We start from the raw sequence: 15,756 nt of genomic DNA, 5'->3' as shown, positions 1-15,756 counted from the left end.
TAAACAAAACATACCGGGGTATAAATTTATATGATTACACTTAATGATGTAATGTTAGAATGTTTTGGCAATTTAATGTTTTTTATATTTGCCATCTTACTTTACAAACAAAATAGGCTAGCATGGTCATTTGCTATACTAAATATTCTCATAATAACTTATTTATCGGCAAAATATAGTATATCAACAGCTTTAATTTTCATGTCAGCTCAGATAGTTGCAGTGCTTATAGTAGGTATTAGCTGGTTTATTAAACCTATGTTTGAAGCTGTTGATAAAATAAGACTGATATTTGCAATTATTGTAAGCCTCTTAATATTAGTTATATGGGTACTATTAATGTATTTTTTTGTTAACCCATATATCTTAAATTTAAAAATGCTATTTGGGTTTGATTATCTTATATATATGCTGTTTGTATTGGGATGTATATTTGTCGCATTTAGATTATCGATAGGGTTAATAATTCTAGCTACAGTGTTTATTAGTAAGTCATTTTATTATAGCCAAACTATAGCTGATATTAGTAGTGCTCCTGCACATATAAAAGAATTTACTCCATATTTTCTTGTAAGTGCTTGCTGTATGATTTTGGCAGGAGTATTTTTAGTTGTAGCATATACAAGAGCTAAGAAAAACTTAATCTAAATGCTATAAATATCAAATCTATTTGATTTGCCTTTTATTTGTGAAGAGGGTGCTTTAGCAGATAAGAATTCAGCATTAACTGGTCGTTTTATTACTAGCTTTTTAGTCTTTTGTGACTGTATTGAATTTTCAACCAAAAGGCTGTTTCCTTTTTCATCAATAAATGCAATATCATGCATAATTTGCATATTTTGTTTTACTTTGGCACTTTTTTTACGTTCAGGGAACATTGGGTCAATATAAATACAGTCAAAAATTAGAGAGCTATTGTTTTTTATATAATCATTAGCATCTTGGTTTATAAGAGTTATTTTATCTGCTATGTTTTTTAAGTCTTCAATCTGTTTAGCTCTTTCTAGAGCATTTTTTAAGAGTAAAAATATGTAAGGGTCTTTTTCAATAGAAACTACGTTATGTCCTCTTGCTGCAAGTGTAAATGAATCTCTACCTAATCCAGCTGTTGAATCAAGAATTAGCATTTTATCTTTTTTTCTTCCCTCTACAGCTTGGACAACACTACATTTTTTTAATTTTGGGTTTATCCTAGAAGCTATGTCATTATCAGAAAAATCTATATAAATTTTTTTTGAATCAGTTAATAGTGATAATTGATTATTTTTATAAAGTAATTTCTTTTTAGACGCTGAAATAGAATATTCTAGTTGACTATAGGTTTGTTGCAAATATATCAAAGTTTCAGTATCTACAACATTTATAAGATCAGTTTTCATATAATAAAAGATATTAGATTTTTTAAAATTATTTATAGTCTGAAACATCTATTTCATTATGAAATATTCCAGCACCAATAAATTTTGATACTATTGGCGTCGAAGAGATATTTACAGTAATAGTAGAAAGATATTTTTTGAAAACTTCTTCAGGTGCTGATGTTGAAAGATTCATTAGCCCAAGTTTTTGCTTTCTGTCGATTATATCTTTTAGCTTATTTTGCCATGCTGGGAAAGCAACTTTGTAATCACCTTTAGCTTTATAAAGCTCACCAGCTAATACATAAGCCTCAATAATAGCAAATATACTTCCTTGTCCCATAAGTATGGAAGGACATGATGCAGCATCACCAACTAAGGCGATCCTATTGTTATACCAGTTATTCATCTTTACTTGAGTAACACTATCAAAATAAATATTATCAACATCATTTAATCTTGATAGAAGCTCAGGTGCTTCCCATTGAATATCTTTAAATACTGATCTAATGATTTCTTTTTTTTCATCTAGTGTTGCAGGAATTTTATCAACAAGATTAGAGCTCATCGTAAACATAACTAAAGTTTCCCCAGTTTCTAATGTTACGCGAGAGATTTGTCTATCGTCTTCTACACACAGTCCATAGGTGTAGTTTTCATGAAACTTGTAGTCTTCTAATGAGAAGGCTGCAACAAAAGTATTTAGGTCATGTTCTTTAAATTCAGAATCACTAAAAGCCAAAGATCTTGTGTGTGAGTGTAGTCCATCAGCGCCTATAACTAAGTCAAAAGATTCTTTCGTCCCATCAGAGAGATGAGCGATAACCTTATCATCATTATTTTCTACGCTTGTTACAAAAGTACCAAAACGAGTTTCGATCTCACCACAAGCATTATAAATAACGGAGGAAATATCTCCTCGTTTAACACTTAGAAATTCGCCATAATTATCTTCTATAAGAGATGAGATATTTACTTTTGAAGATCTTCTACCTCTACCATTAAAACAATGAATATTTTTGATTTTATAAGATTTATTTTTTAGTTCCTCAAACAGCCCCATTTTTTTGAGTACTTCGCATCCAGCTCCCCAAAAATCAACTAAATAACCTCCGGTTCTAAATTCAGGAGCTTTTTCAAATAACACCGGTTCAAAACCATATTCTTTAAGCCACCATGCTAAAGTAGGACCAGCGATTCCAACACCATTAATTGCTATTTTCATAATTATTCCTTCAATGTGATAAAACTTATATTTTATATATAGATTGTAGAATGATATTTAGAGTTATTCAATAAAGATATACTAGCTTTGCTATATTATGTTGTAGATAATTAAAAATTACAGATATTTTTATATATAATATGAATGGTACAAAATAATATCAATTTATAGATTATAGGAATAACTAATGTTAGAAAAAATGAAAAAAAGGTTGTTTTGGTATAAAAACTCAGAGCAAGGCCCACCAGACTTAGAGGAAATGATAAAGAAGTTCTTTGGGAAAAAGAAAAAAGATAGCGGTGATGGTAGTGAAAGTATTTATTCAAAAAATGCGGATAAAAACCAACCAACATTAGAGAATTTCCCAATAAAAAAAATAGCTAGTATAGTTATTGCAGTTATTATAGCTGCATGGGTAGGTTTTGGTTTTTATGTGGTGCAACCTGCAGAGCAAGCCGCAGTCTTACGACTTGGAAAGTTTTCTAAAATGGTCGAGCCAGGACTTCATTGGTATCCGCTTGGTTTTGATAGTGTTTATAAAGAAAATGTTCAAGAGTTAAAAACTATTTCTTTAAAAAGAGATATGCTTACTTCTCAAGAAAATATAGTGCATATTTCATTTACAGTACAATACCGTATATCTGATTTAGAGAAATTTTTGTTTGCAAATAATAACCCTACTAAACTACTTCAACAGACTTTAGAAAGTGCTGTAAGACAGGTTGTAGGTGAAAATAAGCTTGAGGAAATACTTACAACCAATAGAGCTGTAATTACTCAACAAGTACGCAAAGAAATGGAAAACCTTCTTCAAACGTATAATACTGGTATTTATGTGAGTGAAGTGATTATGCAACCAGCTCAAGCTCCAGATGCTGTGAAAAGTGCATTTGACGATGTGATTAAAGCCCGTGAAGATCGTGAAAGAGAGCAAAATGATGCTGAAAGCTATGCAAATAGAATTGTACCAGTAGCACAGGGTAAAGCGCAAAGAATTATTGATCAAGCAAATGCTTATAAGCAAAAAATTGTACTTGAAGCTCAAGGTGAAACAGCCCAATTTGAGCAGTTATTACCGATCTATAAGAAAAATCCTGACATTGTTACAAACCAAATGTACTTTAATACTATTTCAGATGTACTTCAGCATAATAAGATTTTCTTGATTGATGGTGATGGTGCGAAAAATATATTTTATGGTTTAGGTGAAAACAGTAAAAAAGCATTAATGCCAAGTTTAGATGCAAACAGTCAAGGGAGTAACTAAAAAATGAATAAAATTTTAAAAATATTCTTAGTGGTTGTAGTTGTTGCATCTATTGTTATTTTAAGTACTAAGTTTATAGTAAAACAAGGTAGTGAGTCGGTTATACTAAGGCTTGGTGAACTTAAAAAAGATAGTTCTGGACAAGTTATCGAGTATGAACCAGGTATCCATATTAAAGTTCCACTTTTAGATACCGTTAAAACTTATGATATGCGTAACCGTATATTAGAAGCAGATTCGGCTAGAGTTGTTACTAAAGAACAAAAAGATGTGTTGATTAATGCTTATGTTGTATGGAAAATTGATAACATCTCTAAATTCTTTACAAGTACAAGTGGTAATGTTGACAGAGCTGAGACATTGCTTAAGCAATTCTTAGAGTCATCTTTGCGTGCAGAAGTTGGTAATAATGATATTCAAAGTCTTATAAATAATAATCGCGATAAGCTTATGATAGCACTTACTAAGAGTGTACAAAAACAGGCTATACAAATAGGTGTATCTGTAGTTGATGTGAGAGTGAAACAGATAGATTTACCTGATACAGTCACAGATTCTATATACCAGAGAATGAAGTCTTCGCGTCATAAAGTAGCTTCTTCTATAAGAGCAGAAGGTGTACAATTAGCTGAGAAAATAAAAGCATCAGCTGATGCAAAAGTTACGGTAACTATAGCGCAAGCTGAGAAAGAATCTAAGACTATAAGAGCAGAAGCTGACGGTAAAGCTGCAAAAATATTTACAGCAGCTTATGCAAACTCTATACCATTGTACGAGTTCTTAAAAAGTATGAATTCATATAAAGAAAGCTTTAATGGTAAAAATGAAGTTGTGTTTATGCTTAAACCAGATAGTAAATTCTTTCAAGGTTTTAAGTTGCAATCAAATAGTAAACTTGCAAAAGATATGAAGGAAGCTAAGTAGTTATGAGTAAAGGTCAAGATATGATAAAAGTATTATTTGTTTGTAAGGGTAATATTTGTAGATCCCCGACAGCACATGGGATTTTTAGAGATATTGTAGACTCTAATGACTTTAGTAATAAAATTGAGATAGCATCTTGTGGAACTAGCTCACAGAAGTGGGGGCATGAAGGTGATCAAGCCGATTTTAGAGCACAAGAAATGGCTAAAAAATATGATTGTGATTTATCAGATCAGAGATCTCAACAATTATTAGAGTCAGATTTTGATGATTATCACTATATAGTTGCGATGGATCAAGAAAATATCAACACTATGAAAGTAATGTTTCCTCGTGCAGATTTTTCAAAAGTTACTAAGATGCTTCAATATGCGCCAGCAATAAATTTAACCGATGTTCCGGACCCGTATTATGAAGATAATTTTGAGAAAGTTTTTTTAATGGTTGATACAGCTTGTCATGGACTTTTTGAAAAAATTAAACTAGAGAATAAACTATGATATATAGAAGTGCAAAATACATCATGGGAGCAGCTAAAGTTTCACAGCTTCCAGAAGATATTGGAATAGAGGTAGCATTTGCAGGGCGTTCAAACGCTGGTAAATCAAGTGCCTTAAATACTCTTACAGAGCAAAAAGCTTTAGCTAGAGTCAGTAAAACTCCAGGTAGGACTCAGCTTATTAATTTATTTGATATTGGTGAAGGTAAAAGACTTGTTGATTTACCAGGCTATGGTTATGCAAAAGTTTCTGAAAAAATTAAAAAACAATGGCAGAGCGAAATGGAGTTATATTTGGCTTCACGAGAATGCCTAACAGGAATTGTACTTTTAGTTGACCCTCGTCATGACCTTAAAGAGTTTGACTGCTTAATGATAGAGTTAGCAATAGCTTGTAACCTTAATTTACATATATTGCTTACAAAAGCAGATAAGCTAAATAATAGAGAAAGAGCTCAAGCAACTAAAATGTTAGATAGTTTTTTAGCTACTTTTAAAACTACAGATAAAGTGTCATATCAATTATTTTCAGCTCTTAAAAAAATGGGGCTTGAGAAACTTAAACAAAAACTTGATAGTTGGTATGAGTAATTAATGTTTATATCATTATTTTTTTCAGTGTAAAAATACAAAAATATAATTTCTGCTATAATATTTTGAAATATTTATGATTATTGGTATGATGATTTGTAGAGTTATTTACTATAATAAGAGTTCGCAATGTTAAAAAATATTAAAATGCTTAGTAATTTAGTTTGTGTTGGGATGTTAGGCAGTTGTGCTATTATTGAACAAAAAGAAAAAACCTACGATCTTAAACACGATAATGAACTTATTGTACATCTTAAAGATACTCAGACAAATAAAGAAGTAGGAACCATTACTATTGCTCCATACGTTACTAATGGTGATCAAGAAGGTTTACTGATAACTCCTCATTTATATAACTTACCACCCTCAACTACTCATGGTATGCATATACACATTAATCCAAGTTGTGCGGATGGTGGTAAAGCTGCTGGAGGACATTGGGATCCTGAAAACACTAATAAGCATTTAGGTCCATATAGTGATGATGGACATAAAGGAGATTTACCTGTGCTGATTGTTAATCCTGATGGGAGTGCTACAAAACCAGTTGTTGCGCCTAGATTAGCTTCATTAGAGGAACTTGAAGGACATAGCTTGATGGTGCATGAAGGATCAGATAATTATTCTGATGATCCAGAACCTCTAGGTGGAGGTGGAAATAGAATGTGGTGTGGTGTAATAAAAGATATCTGATATTATAAATTACTGGATAGCTATATTTAAATGACTGAAGTAACTATTAGATTAATTTTTTTTATTGGTATGTTACTTATAGTTGCTACACTTGAGCTATTTTTGCCAAAAAGAAAACTACAACAGAAAAAGTCGACTCGTTGGCTAAATAATTTACTGTTGATTTTTATTAATACAATTCTTCTTAGACTGATTTTTCCAGTTGCTGCAGTTGGTGTGGCTTTATTTTGTGAGTTAAACAAAATTGGAGTTTTGAACTATTTTGAATTTGCTGAATCATTAAAAATAGTAATTGCTTTTATAGTACTAGATTTATCAATATATTTGCAGCATGTATTATTTCATCATATTCCTATTTTATGGAGTATTCATAAAGTACATCATGCGGATATGGATATTGATGTAACGACTGGACTTAGATTTCATCCGTTCGAAATGATTTTATCGATGCTCATTAAAATAGTTGTAGTTACAATAATAGGAGCACCTGTATTAGCTGTAATTATTTTTGAGATAGTTTTGAATGCAACTGCAATGTTTAATCATGGTAATATTGGTTTAACTAAGAATGTTGATAAAATTTTGAGGGTTTTTATAATAACGCCTGATATGCATAGAGTCCATCATTCAACTGTTGTGGGTGAGACAAATTCAAACTTTGGTTTTAATTTTTCCATATGGGATAGGTTTTTTAAAACCTATAAAGCTCAACCTAGTAAAGGACATTATGAGATGAATATAGGTCTTGATGAGTATAAAGATGCTAGAACTACACAAAGTATTAAAGGTATGCTTGAAATTCCATTTAAAGGATAAGCTATAAAACAGTTCTATTAAATTCAGCTACTAAGATAGTAATCTTGAATTAGATAAGTAAATAGCTGATAATATGTTTTGAAAATAAACTAAATAAGGATAAATAAAATGTCTGATTTAAATGAAACAGGTAAAGTTTACGAACGCCCATGGGGTACATATCAAACCCTTAATTTCACAGATAAGAGTCAAACTAAAATTATCACAGTAAAGCCAAAAGGGCAGTTGTCATTGCAAAAGCACTTTAAAAGAGCTGAGCATTGGGTAGTCGTTACAGGTAAGCCAACTATTACAGTTGATGATAGTGTGAAAGAGTATAATGTTGGTGAAAATGTATTTATACCAAAAGAATCTGTGCATAGATTGGAAAATTTTACAGATAGTGATATTCAAATAATTGAAGTTCAAGTAGGTGATTATCTAGGTGAAGATGACATCGTGCGTTTGGAAGATATCTACAAGCGTGATTAAATTCAATTAATAATATTTCATAAAATTATTGTCTATTTATATTCTTATCATTTAAAATTATAGTCACAAATTAAACTTTCTAAGAGTTAGACTATGGTTATTAAATCTAAAGCAGCAGTTGCATATAAAGCAGGTGAACCACTTTCTATAGAGATTGTAGATGTTGGGCTACCTAAAGATAATGAGGTTTTGGTTGAGATAAAAGCTACTGGTATTTGCCATACTGATGCATTTACACTCTCAGGTATGGATCCTGAAGGACTTTTTCCTGCTATATTAGGGCATGAAGGAGCAGGAGTTGTGGTTGAGGTTGGTAAGAATGTAACATCTGTAAAAAAAGGTGATCATGTAATAGCACTATATACGCCAGAGTGTAGAGAGTGTAACTTTTGTTTAAATCCTAAAACAAATCTTTGCCAGTCTATCCGTGAAACTCAAGGTAAAGGTCTGATGCCTGATGGTACATCTCGTTTTACAACAGCAGATGGTCAAGCAATTCATCACTATATGGGGTGCTCAACATTTTCAAACTATACAGTACTTCCTGAAATAGCCGTTGCTAAAATTCGTAAAGATGCACCTTTAGATAAAGTTTGCTATATCGGTTGTGGTGTAACTACAGGTGTGGGTGCTGTGGTTAAAACAGCTAATGTTGAAGCTGGATCTAGTGTTGTAGTATTTGGTTTGGGAGGTATTGGTTTAAATGTGATCCAAGGAGCTAAATTAGTCGGAGCTGGACAAATAGTTGGTGTAGACATTAACAATGACAAAAAAGAGCTAGCTGAAAAATATGGCATGACAGATTTTGTTAACCCTAATGAATTGGATGAAGATATAGTTGCCCATTTGGTTCGTTTAACCGGGGGTGGTGCTGATTACAGCTTTGAGTGTATTGGTAAAACGGGTGTAATGCGTCAAGCACTTGAGTGTGTACATAAAGGTTGGGGTGAAAGTGTGATTATTGGAGTCGCTGGAGCAGGGCAAGAAATTAGCACAAGACCGTTTCAACTTGTAACAGGTCGTACTTGGAAAGGATCCGCTTTTGGTGGAATGCGAGGTCGTACAGATGTACCAATGATAGTTGACTGGTACATGGATGGAAGGATTGATATCGATAACCTAATAACCTCGAATATTCAAATAGAAGATATTAATAAAGGTTTTGCAGATATGCATAAAAATATTAGAACAGTTGTTAAGTTTTAAAGGTTACTTTTTTATTTTGAGAGAATAATAAAAAATATTTATCAAATAGTATATATAATTATAGCGATTATAAATGCCTTCAACATCCTTGTTTAAATTATCTTTTAATGATGAAGTTACGACCTTGAAAAGTAAAAGTATTGCCGTAATTGCAGTTATGAAAAATTCTACTTGCAAATAAACAAATCCTTTATTTGTAAGAATGAATACAAAACATCCAGCACAAAGAATAACTGAAAAAGTTACAAATCCTACTAACATAAGGTGATATAGATATGTGTTGAATGAATGGCTGTCATCCAATAAATATTTTTTTAGTCCCGTTGAGCTAACAATAAGGTTAGATAATAGGTCTGATATCAACAGTACTATTAATACTGAATATTCAGTTGGAGTAGGCATCGCTAATGTCGGGAAGACTATGTCTATCGCTATAATTAATACGAGGCTAAAAAGAATGTTTTTTTTCATTTTAAATTGTAGTCATTAGCTCTTCAACAGTAATTTCTTGCTTTTCCTGAGTCTTACGATTTTTATACTCAATTAAATTTTGTTCTAATAGTCTATCACCAATTACTACATGATGAGAGTAGCCAACCAAGTCCGCATCAGCAAACATTACTCCAGGTCTTGCACCTCTATCATCTAAAAGTACATCAAAGCCTTTATCTAAAAGTTCTTGATATAAGTTATCAGCAAGTTCTTTAACTTTTTCAGATTTATTATAATTTATTGGTAATATAGCTACTTGGTATGGTGCTATGGCTTCAGGCCAAATAATACCTCTATCATCATGAGATTGTTCAATGGCGGCTGCCATTACACGAGAAACACCAAAACCATAGCAACCCATAAGTATAGGTTTCCCTTTACCATCTTGGCCAATTACAGTCGCATTCATCGGTTTAGAGTAAACATCTCCAAGCTCAAAGATATGACCAACTTCTATACCATTTGTGAGCTCTAGTGTACCGTTTCCATCTGGTGAGATATCTCCTGCTACTACATTACGGATGTCAGCAACTTCATAGTTTGCTATGTCTTTATCCCAATTTACATTTGTAAGGTGATAATCATCTTCATTAGCACCACAAACTATATCTGAGATTTCCACAGCACTAAAATCAGCTATTATTTTAATAGGACACTCATAAATACCAAGCGACCCTGGATTAGCATTAAAAAGTGAGAAAATTTCTTCTCTACTCGCTAGGTTATATGGAGCTGTTATTTGCTCAAGCTTGTTTATTTTTGTTTCATTAAGTTCATGATCACCACGAATAACTAATGCAAAGAAGTTATCATCAGCATCTTTGATAACCATTGTTTTAACAGTTTGTTTGATGTCAAAATCCATTTCTTTGCAAAGTTTTTCGATAGTTTTAATATTTGGAGTATGAATTTTTTCTATAGAATTTGAGGATACTATTTTTTTGCTCAAGTCAGGCTTAGCATAAGTTGCAAGCTCTATATTTGCAGCATAATCACTATCATTACTATAGCAGACTATATCTTCACCAGCATTTGCAAGTACTTGAAACTCATGACTGTTATCACCACCAATAGCTCCAGTATCAGCTTTTACTGGTCTAAAGTTAAGCCCAATATGGTTTAAGATATTACAATAAGCTTGAAACATAATTTTATATGACTTATTTAAACACTCTACATTTTCATGGAAAGAATAAGCATCTTTCATTATGAATTCTCTAGCTCTCATCACACCAAAACGAGGGCGAATTTCGTCCCGGAATTTTGTTTGTATTTGGTACAAGTTTAATGGTAGTTGTTTGTAGCTTTTGATAGTATCTCTAGCCATATCAACTATTGGTTCTTCATGGGTTGGGCCATAGCAAAAGTCTCTATCATGTCTATCTTTAAGCTTTAAAAGCTCAGGACCAAATTTGTCCCAACGATGAGTCTCTTTAAGAAGCTCAGATGGTAATACTGTTGGTAAAAGTAATTCACTTGCACCAGCTTTGTTCATTTCTTGACGAACTATAGTTTGAATTTTCTGCAGTACCTTTAAACCCATTGGCATCCATGTATAAATACCTGAAGCAAGCTTTTTAATAAGCCCAGCTTTCAGCATGTATTGATGTGATGTTAAAACAGCTTCTTTAGGTAGTTCTTTTGTAGTAGCAACAAGTGTTTGAGATGCTTTCATTATGATGATTTTTTAAAAGTATAAATATAATGTAAATTATATCAAAAAATTGATTTTTTAGATAAAAAGATTATTGATAAAAAATAGTGGAAAAGGCTTTACCTATAGTTTTTTGTAATTCTCTTAAATAGTTCAAACTCATGATGACAAGACTGTATATTAGAAAATTGCTCAGCTGTTTTTTTGCACACTTCTTGAGGAATAGGTTTAACCTTTTGACCAGTAGCTAAAGTTTTAATTTCTATTTCAATAGCTTGCTCAAAGTAGTAATGTTTGTAAATAGCTTTTTCGATAGAGTCAGCAGTTGTTATAACTCCGTGATTATCCAATATCATCATATTATTTTTTTCACCAAGACTTTCAGCTATAGCTTTACCTTCATTTTCAAGAGCAAGACCATAGTAGTGGTGGTATGAAATATCATCATAAAACCTTAGTGATTGTTGGTTGCAAAATTGCATGCCACACTCTAGTGATGATAATGCTACAGCATATTTACTGTGTGTATGAATAATTGCATTAATATCTTTCCTAGCTTTATATGTTTCAAGATGAATATTGGCAGCTTGTGGCATTACCTTGTAGCCATTATCAGAGATTATATTGCCATCTAAATCAACTGTGACTAGATTCTTCTTAGTCACTTTATCGAAAGATACATTATGAGGAGTAATGATAATATTTCCATTAGGTAATCTAGCAGAGATATGAGTTGCTAATAAATCATCCCATCCATAGTGATGTATAACATGATGAGAAATAGCTAAGTTTTTACGATATTTTTTTTGATTATTCATAAAAATTGGAATTCATTATCTAGATAATTGATTTTATCACTTTTATAAATCTATTTGTGAAGATTGTTTATTTATTTGGGATTTAGCCCTATATGCTATGTATAACTTATAACTACTGATGTAAAATATTTTTTGTAAGTTAATTTATTTTATTTAAGAAACAGTTATGACTAAACAGAAGCAAAAACCAAAAACTGTACCAACTAAAAAACCTGCAAACAATTTTTTTCGAAATTTAAAAATATTAGTTGTCTTGGGAGCGGCTATATCAGCTGGCTTTTCAGGTGTATATTTTGATAAGTATAATCTCAAACAGAAATTTATAGACTTTAGACATGAGGTTTATGATTACTTTACACGAGAACCTATTAAAAACTTTAAGCCTGAAGATAATCAAAATATAGTGGCAAGATTTTTCTCAGAAAGTGATAAGGTAAAAGAGCAACCTAAGGAACAAAATCAGTTTGAAAACTTAAAACAGTATGCTCCTGAAAGAACCATGCCAGCAGTTAGTAAATACTGTCATGATTTTCTCGCTTATGGTAATCCTAGCTTTGATGTGACTTCAGGTCTAGGTCAAACTAATCTTTACTTATGCAGAGATGGTTATGTTGTTGGTTATAATTATCAAACCAAACAGGCAAGTTGGGTAGCATTTAAGCTTACAAAGTCAAAAGTAGCAAACAAGCTAAAACGAAAAGATAGATTCAAAGAAGATAGCGATGTACCATTTGTATATAGAGCTACTTTGAGTGATTATAGTAAATCAGGCTACGATAGAGGGCATTTAGCATCTTATGCATCAATGGACTTTAGCCAAAAATCTGCTGATGAATCGTTTTTGTTGTCAAATATGTCACCACAAAAGGCAGGGTTAAACAGACAAGGTTGGGAAAGGTTAGAAACAGATGAAAGAATCTGGGCAAATATGTATGATAGTATTTATGTGTATACAGGTCCAATATATAAAAAGCAAAAAGTATATAAAACTATTGGTTATAATAAGATTGCTGTGCCAGATTATTATTTCAAAATAATTTATGTGCCAAGTAAAAATAAAGCCATAGCTTTTGTAATGCCTAATGCTAGAGTCAATAAAACAAAAATTGCAAACTATAGAACTTCAATTAAAGATATTGAAAGCAGAACGGGATTACATTTTTTAACTAATATTGATGATAGGGCGACAGTTGTTGATAATGTATCATCAATGTGGCGAACTAGTTATTTTTAAATGAGGAATTTTTATGAAACTACCACAATCATCAAGATTAACTTATAGACTTATTTCACGAAGTGAAGAAGATAGAAAGTTACTGAAAGTTTTAGATACTAATCCTATCAATAGAGAATTCTTTCCAAATGGAGCATTAGATAAACATCAAATTCCTACCATGGTAGAAAGATTTGTTGGAGGATATGAAAAATATCAAACACCTGTTTTTCTTGTGTTTGATAAAGAAGATAATTTCATAGGCAGAGCAGGATTCTCTTATACAAGTGAACTGAACGCAGTGGAAATGGGTTATGTTCTTGACTATAAGTCTTGGGGGAAAGGTTATGCTACAGAAATTGCTAACACATTATTAGAATGGGCTAGATATAGTTTGGAGTATAAAGAGGTTTTTGCTTTTACAGGTGTTGATCATATAGCTTCGATTACAATAATGAAAAAAACTGGTATGGAATATGTGGATAATCGTGAATTAAAAGGTATCAAGTGTGTCTTATATAAGAAAAACCTTTAATTTTTTATATCCCAAATTCTCCTAAATTCTTTAATTATTTGATCATGCCTGAGTAGAAAATCTTTAGTATTATAATCCTCATCAAATTTTTGAGTTTTAACAACTCGCTTATCTTCATTTAGAATAATTTTATTAGTAATGCTAAACACTAGGTCAGTTATAGGCTTAATGACTTTAGATGTTAAAAACTTACGATAATTTATAAGGTAAAGTTTTGTTTTATTCTCATTTATAGGTACAAAATACACTGTGATTTTTAATGAGTCAGCATTATTTAGCACCCAAAAGTTTGGCAGAATATATTTAAGCATCAACTTATCATCTTTATACGCAGCTAAATAATTATCTGTAACTTTTAGTTCAACATTTTGAGGGATTTTATATCCTCTACCAATAGATTTTCTATGAACAGTCGCTAGGTGAGTATAGTCAAGTTGGTTCTCTATGCAATGACGAATATTATTACGCCAAGTGTCTGTAAGAATAGAGTATTTACCTTTGAATTCATTGTGTAAACTTTCTATAAACTCAAATGCATAGCTGTTGTCTAAATCTTCATCATAAATGTTTATCCAAAGCATATCTGCAATTACTTTAGTTGGATATGTTTTAGCTCTTAGTTTAGGTATACTAGATTCAGTTTCAGGAGTATAACGACATTGACCAGATGTATCAAACTCAAAGCCATGAAAAGGGCATTTTATAGCATTATCACAGACTTTTCCTAAGCTTAGTTCCGCACCTCTATGAGGACAACGGTTTTCCATTACTATTATTTCTGAACTACTTTTCCAAGCTACAAGATTTTTACCAAACCTTTCTAGTTTTAGAGGTTTGTTTTTTATCTCTCTAATATGAGCAATTGCATACCATGATTTTGGGTAATTCATTTGCTATGTCTTAATCTTTTATCATATAAGTATGATAAGGACCAATATCATAATCTACATTATCAATATCGTGAGCATGTTTGAATTTTTTGTACCTTTCAGTATTAAAGCCTTTTCTTTTAAAAGCTTTATCTCTTAAAGCTTGAGCTCTACTACTAGGAGGAGTGCAGCTTGCAAGAATAAAACATACAAGTAATAAAACAATATTTTTCTGTAACATACTACACCTATACTACCTTTGTGTTTGTTTAATATACCATTTATCAAGAGATACTACACAGTTACCATATTTGACAGATTGGTAGCTACCTCCTTCATAAGTTGAACTTATATCATTGCATATTTTATCGCGATAGTTCTTAAAATTTACAATATCATGATTTTCAAGTTGGTTGATTTTAGACTCAAAGTCAGCCATTTGAGACTTTAAACATTGGTTTATCTCGTAGCTATTGCCATCACATTTAACATCTGCAAAAGTAGAAAAAGGTGCTATAAGAATCGTTATAAATATAAGTATTTTATGTAAATTCATTTTCAAAAAAGGTTGTATATCTATAAGAGTATTATAGCTTAATTATTCTATTTTCTATGACAATATGAGCTAAGATTTTTGCTTTATCTTTAGTAGATATAAAGTTTGCAATTTTAATTACTGTAAATACGCAAATAAAATTGCAATGTCTAACTTGGGTTCTATAGTAGCAACTAAAACAAGGGTGGTTATTTTTGATTAGAGCTATCAATTTTTATTATATGTTTCGTTTATTAGCATTGTTAATATTCTATGAGTTTATAAATCATAGATATAAACATGTCTTTATATGACTCAATATAAATAAGAAGAGGTTATGATGAAAGAAAGAGGATTCACTTTAATTGAGTTAATGATTGTAATAGCAGTAATTGCAATATTAGCAGCTATAGCTATACCTATATATAATAACTATACAACTAGAAGTAAAATATCTAATGCTGAACATGAAGCTCAGTCTTTTGTTAAGGAGTTGCAAGTATACTCAAATGAAAAAGGTGAATTTCCTCCAGATGATAGTAATGTATGGAAAACTACTATACTTAATACAGATTATGTCAAAGAGATAG

19 protein-coding genes and 1 pseudogene are annotated in these 15,756 nt (G+C 31.4%); 12 read left to right on the top strand and 8 right to left on the bottom strand.

The window, feature by feature from the left end; genetic code table 11:
- Positions 1-30 precede the first annotated feature (30 nt).
- Positions 31-648: a hypothetical protein gene (locus FLM55_RS02540; protein ID WP_178947871.1), complete on the top strand. Its 618-nt coding sequence runs from the start codon at positions 31-33 to the stop codon at positions 646-648.
- On the opposite strand, the gene FLM55_RS02535 is transcribed toward FLM55_RS02540, so the two are convergent.
- Together FLM55_RS02535 and FLM55_RS02530 are read right to left on the bottom strand one after the other, a co-directional pair.
- Positions 645-1,364, bottom strand: coding sequence for a class I SAM-dependent methyltransferase (locus tag FLM55_RS02535; RefSeq protein ID WP_373193969.1), 720 nt, complete (start codon positions 1,362-1,364; stop codon positions 645-647). The two genes, FLM55_RS02540 and FLM55_RS02535, sit on opposite strands and share 4 nt — an antisense overlap.
- 43 nt (positions 1,365-1,407) lie before the next feature.
- A complete protein-coding gene (locus tag FLM55_RS02530) occupies positions 1,408-2,586 on the bottom strand; it encodes an FAD-binding domain (protein ID WP_178949044.1) in 1,179 nt (392 codons plus the stop codon).
- A 184-nt stretch (positions 2,587-2,770) separates the two neighbouring features.
- Between FLM55_RS02530 and hflK the strand changes: the two genes are divergently transcribed.
- The 8 genes from hflK (at position 2,771) to FLM55_RS02490 (ending at position 9,050) form a co-directional block, all read left to right on the top strand.
- Positions 2,771-3,850 carry an FtsH protease activity modulator HflK gene (hflK, locus tag FLM55_RS02525; RefSeq protein WP_178947869.1) on the top strand — a complete coding sequence of 360 codons (1,080 nt, stop codon included), beginning with the start codon at positions 2,771-2,773 and terminating at the stop codon, positions 3,848-3,850.
- A gap of 3 nt (positions 3,851-3,853) precedes the next feature.
- Positions 3,854-4,774 carry a protease modulator HflC gene (gene hflC / locus FLM55_RS02520; RefSeq protein ID WP_112869712.1) on the top strand — a complete coding sequence of 307 codons (921 nt, stop codon included), beginning with the start codon at positions 3,854-3,856 and terminating at the stop codon, positions 4,772-4,774.
- Positions 4,775-4,776: 2 nt separating this feature from the next.
- Positions 4,777-5,274 (top strand): low molecular weight protein-tyrosine-phosphatase, encoded by a 498-nt coding sequence (locus FLM55_RS02515; protein WP_178947868.1) that lies wholly within the window; start codon positions 4,777-4,779, stop codon positions 5,272-5,274.
- Positions 5,271-5,864, top strand: a complete 594-nt coding sequence (yihA, locus tag FLM55_RS02510; protein WP_178947867.1) for a ribosome biogenesis GTP-binding protein YihA/YsxC — start codon at positions 5,271-5,273, stop codon at positions 5,862-5,864. The genes FLM55_RS02515 and yihA overlap by 4 nt, the downstream gene beginning before the upstream one ends.
- A gap of 174 nt (positions 5,865-6,038) precedes the next feature.
- Positions 6,039-6,557 (top strand): superoxide dismutase family protein, encoded by a 519-nt coding sequence (locus FLM55_RS02505; RefSeq protein WP_256868928.1) that lies wholly within the window; start codon positions 6,039-6,041, stop codon positions 6,555-6,557.
- Positions 6,558-6,587: 30 nt separating this feature from the next.
- Positions 6,588-7,373, top strand: coding sequence for a sterol desaturase family protein (locus FLM55_RS02500; protein ID WP_178947866.1), 786 nt, complete (start codon positions 6,588-6,590; stop codon positions 7,371-7,373).
- A 108-nt stretch (positions 7,374-7,481) separates the two neighbouring features.
- The gene (locus tag FLM55_RS02495; protein WP_178947865.1) at positions 7,482-7,844 is read left to right on the top strand and encodes a phosphomannose isomerase type II C-terminal cupin domain; all 363 of its coding nucleotides are present in this window, start codon (positions 7,482-7,484) and stop codon (positions 7,842-7,844) included.
- Between the two features lie 93 nt (positions 7,845-7,937).
- Positions 7,938-9,050, top strand: a complete 1,113-nt coding sequence (locus FLM55_RS02490) for an S-(hydroxymethyl)glutathione dehydrogenase/class III alcohol dehydrogenase (RefSeq protein ID WP_178947864.1) — start codon at positions 7,938-7,940, stop codon at positions 9,048-9,050.
- Positions 9,051-9,053: 3 nt separating this feature from the next.
- On the opposite strand, the gene FLM55_RS02485 is transcribed toward FLM55_RS02490, so the two are convergent.
- The 3 genes from FLM55_RS02485 to FLM55_RS02475 form a co-directional block, all read right to left on the bottom strand.
- Positions 9,054-9,521 (bottom strand): hypothetical protein, encoded by a 468-nt coding sequence (locus tag FLM55_RS02485; protein WP_178947863.1) that lies wholly within the window; start codon positions 9,519-9,521, stop codon positions 9,054-9,056.
- A 1-nt stretch (position 9,522) separates the two neighbouring features.
- Positions 9,523-11,217 carry a proline--tRNA ligase gene (locus tag FLM55_RS02480; protein WP_178947862.1) on the bottom strand — a complete coding sequence of 565 codons (1,695 nt, stop codon included), beginning with the start codon at positions 11,215-11,217 and terminating at the stop codon, positions 9,523-9,525.
- Between the two features lie 98 nt (positions 11,218-11,315).
- Positions 11,316-12,014, bottom strand: coding sequence for a class II aldolase/adducin family protein (locus tag FLM55_RS02475; protein ID WP_178947861.1), 699 nt, complete (start codon positions 12,012-12,014; stop codon positions 11,316-11,318).
- A 166-nt stretch (positions 12,015-12,180) separates the two neighbouring features.
- Here FLM55_RS02475 and FLM55_RS02470 point away from each other — a divergent pair, with 166 nt between their 5' ends.
- A complete protein-coding gene (locus tag FLM55_RS02470; protein WP_178947860.1) occupies positions 12,181-13,248 on the top strand; it encodes a DNA/RNA non-specific endonuclease in 1,068 nt (355 codons plus the stop codon).
- Between the two features lie 13 nt (positions 13,249-13,261).
- Positions 13,262-13,762: a GNAT family N-acetyltransferase gene (locus tag FLM55_RS02465; protein ID WP_178947859.1), complete on the top strand. Its 501-nt coding sequence runs from the start codon at positions 13,262-13,264 to the stop codon at positions 13,760-13,762.
- Here the strand turns inward: FLM55_RS02465 and FLM55_RS02460 are convergent.
- The 3 genes from FLM55_RS02460 to FLM55_RS02450 are packed head-to-tail and all read right to left on the bottom strand — an operon-like array spanning position 13,759 to position 15,187.
- Positions 13,759-14,652 carry an aromatic ring-hydroxylating dioxygenase subunit alpha gene (locus FLM55_RS02460; protein ID WP_178947858.1) on the bottom strand — a complete coding sequence of 298 codons (894 nt, stop codon included), beginning with the start codon at positions 14,650-14,652 and terminating at the stop codon, positions 13,759-13,761. The genes FLM55_RS02465 and FLM55_RS02460 overlap by 4 nt on opposite strands.
- Positions 14,653-14,662: 10 nt before the next feature.
- Positions 14,663-14,872, bottom strand: coding sequence for a hypothetical protein (locus FLM55_RS02455; RefSeq protein WP_178947857.1), 210 nt, complete (start codon positions 14,870-14,872; stop codon positions 14,663-14,665).
- A 12-nt stretch (positions 14,873-14,884) separates the two neighbouring features.
- Entirely contained in the window at positions 14,885-15,187 is a 303-nt protein-coding gene (locus tag FLM55_RS02450; RefSeq protein ID WP_178947856.1) for a DUF1311 domain-containing protein, read from the bottom strand.
- Positions 15,188-15,503: 316 nt separating this feature from the next.
- Between FLM55_RS02450 and FLM55_RS09565 the strand changes: the two are divergent.
- Positions 15,504-15,612 (top strand): annotated as a pseudogene (locus FLM55_RS09565) (prepilin-type N-terminal cleavage/methylation domain-containing protein); the annotation flags it as partial.
- Between the last annotated feature and the right edge of the window lie 144 nt (positions 15,613-15,756).

This window comes from Francisella sp. Scap27, from assembly GCF_013394105.1.
In the GTDB taxonomy this organism is placed as follows: Bacteria; Pseudomonadota; Gammaproteobacteria; order Francisellales; family Francisellaceae; genus Francisella; species Francisella adeliensis.
Note: the sequence above shows the minus strand (reverse complement) of the source record. Positions and strands in the feature narration are given on the sequence as shown.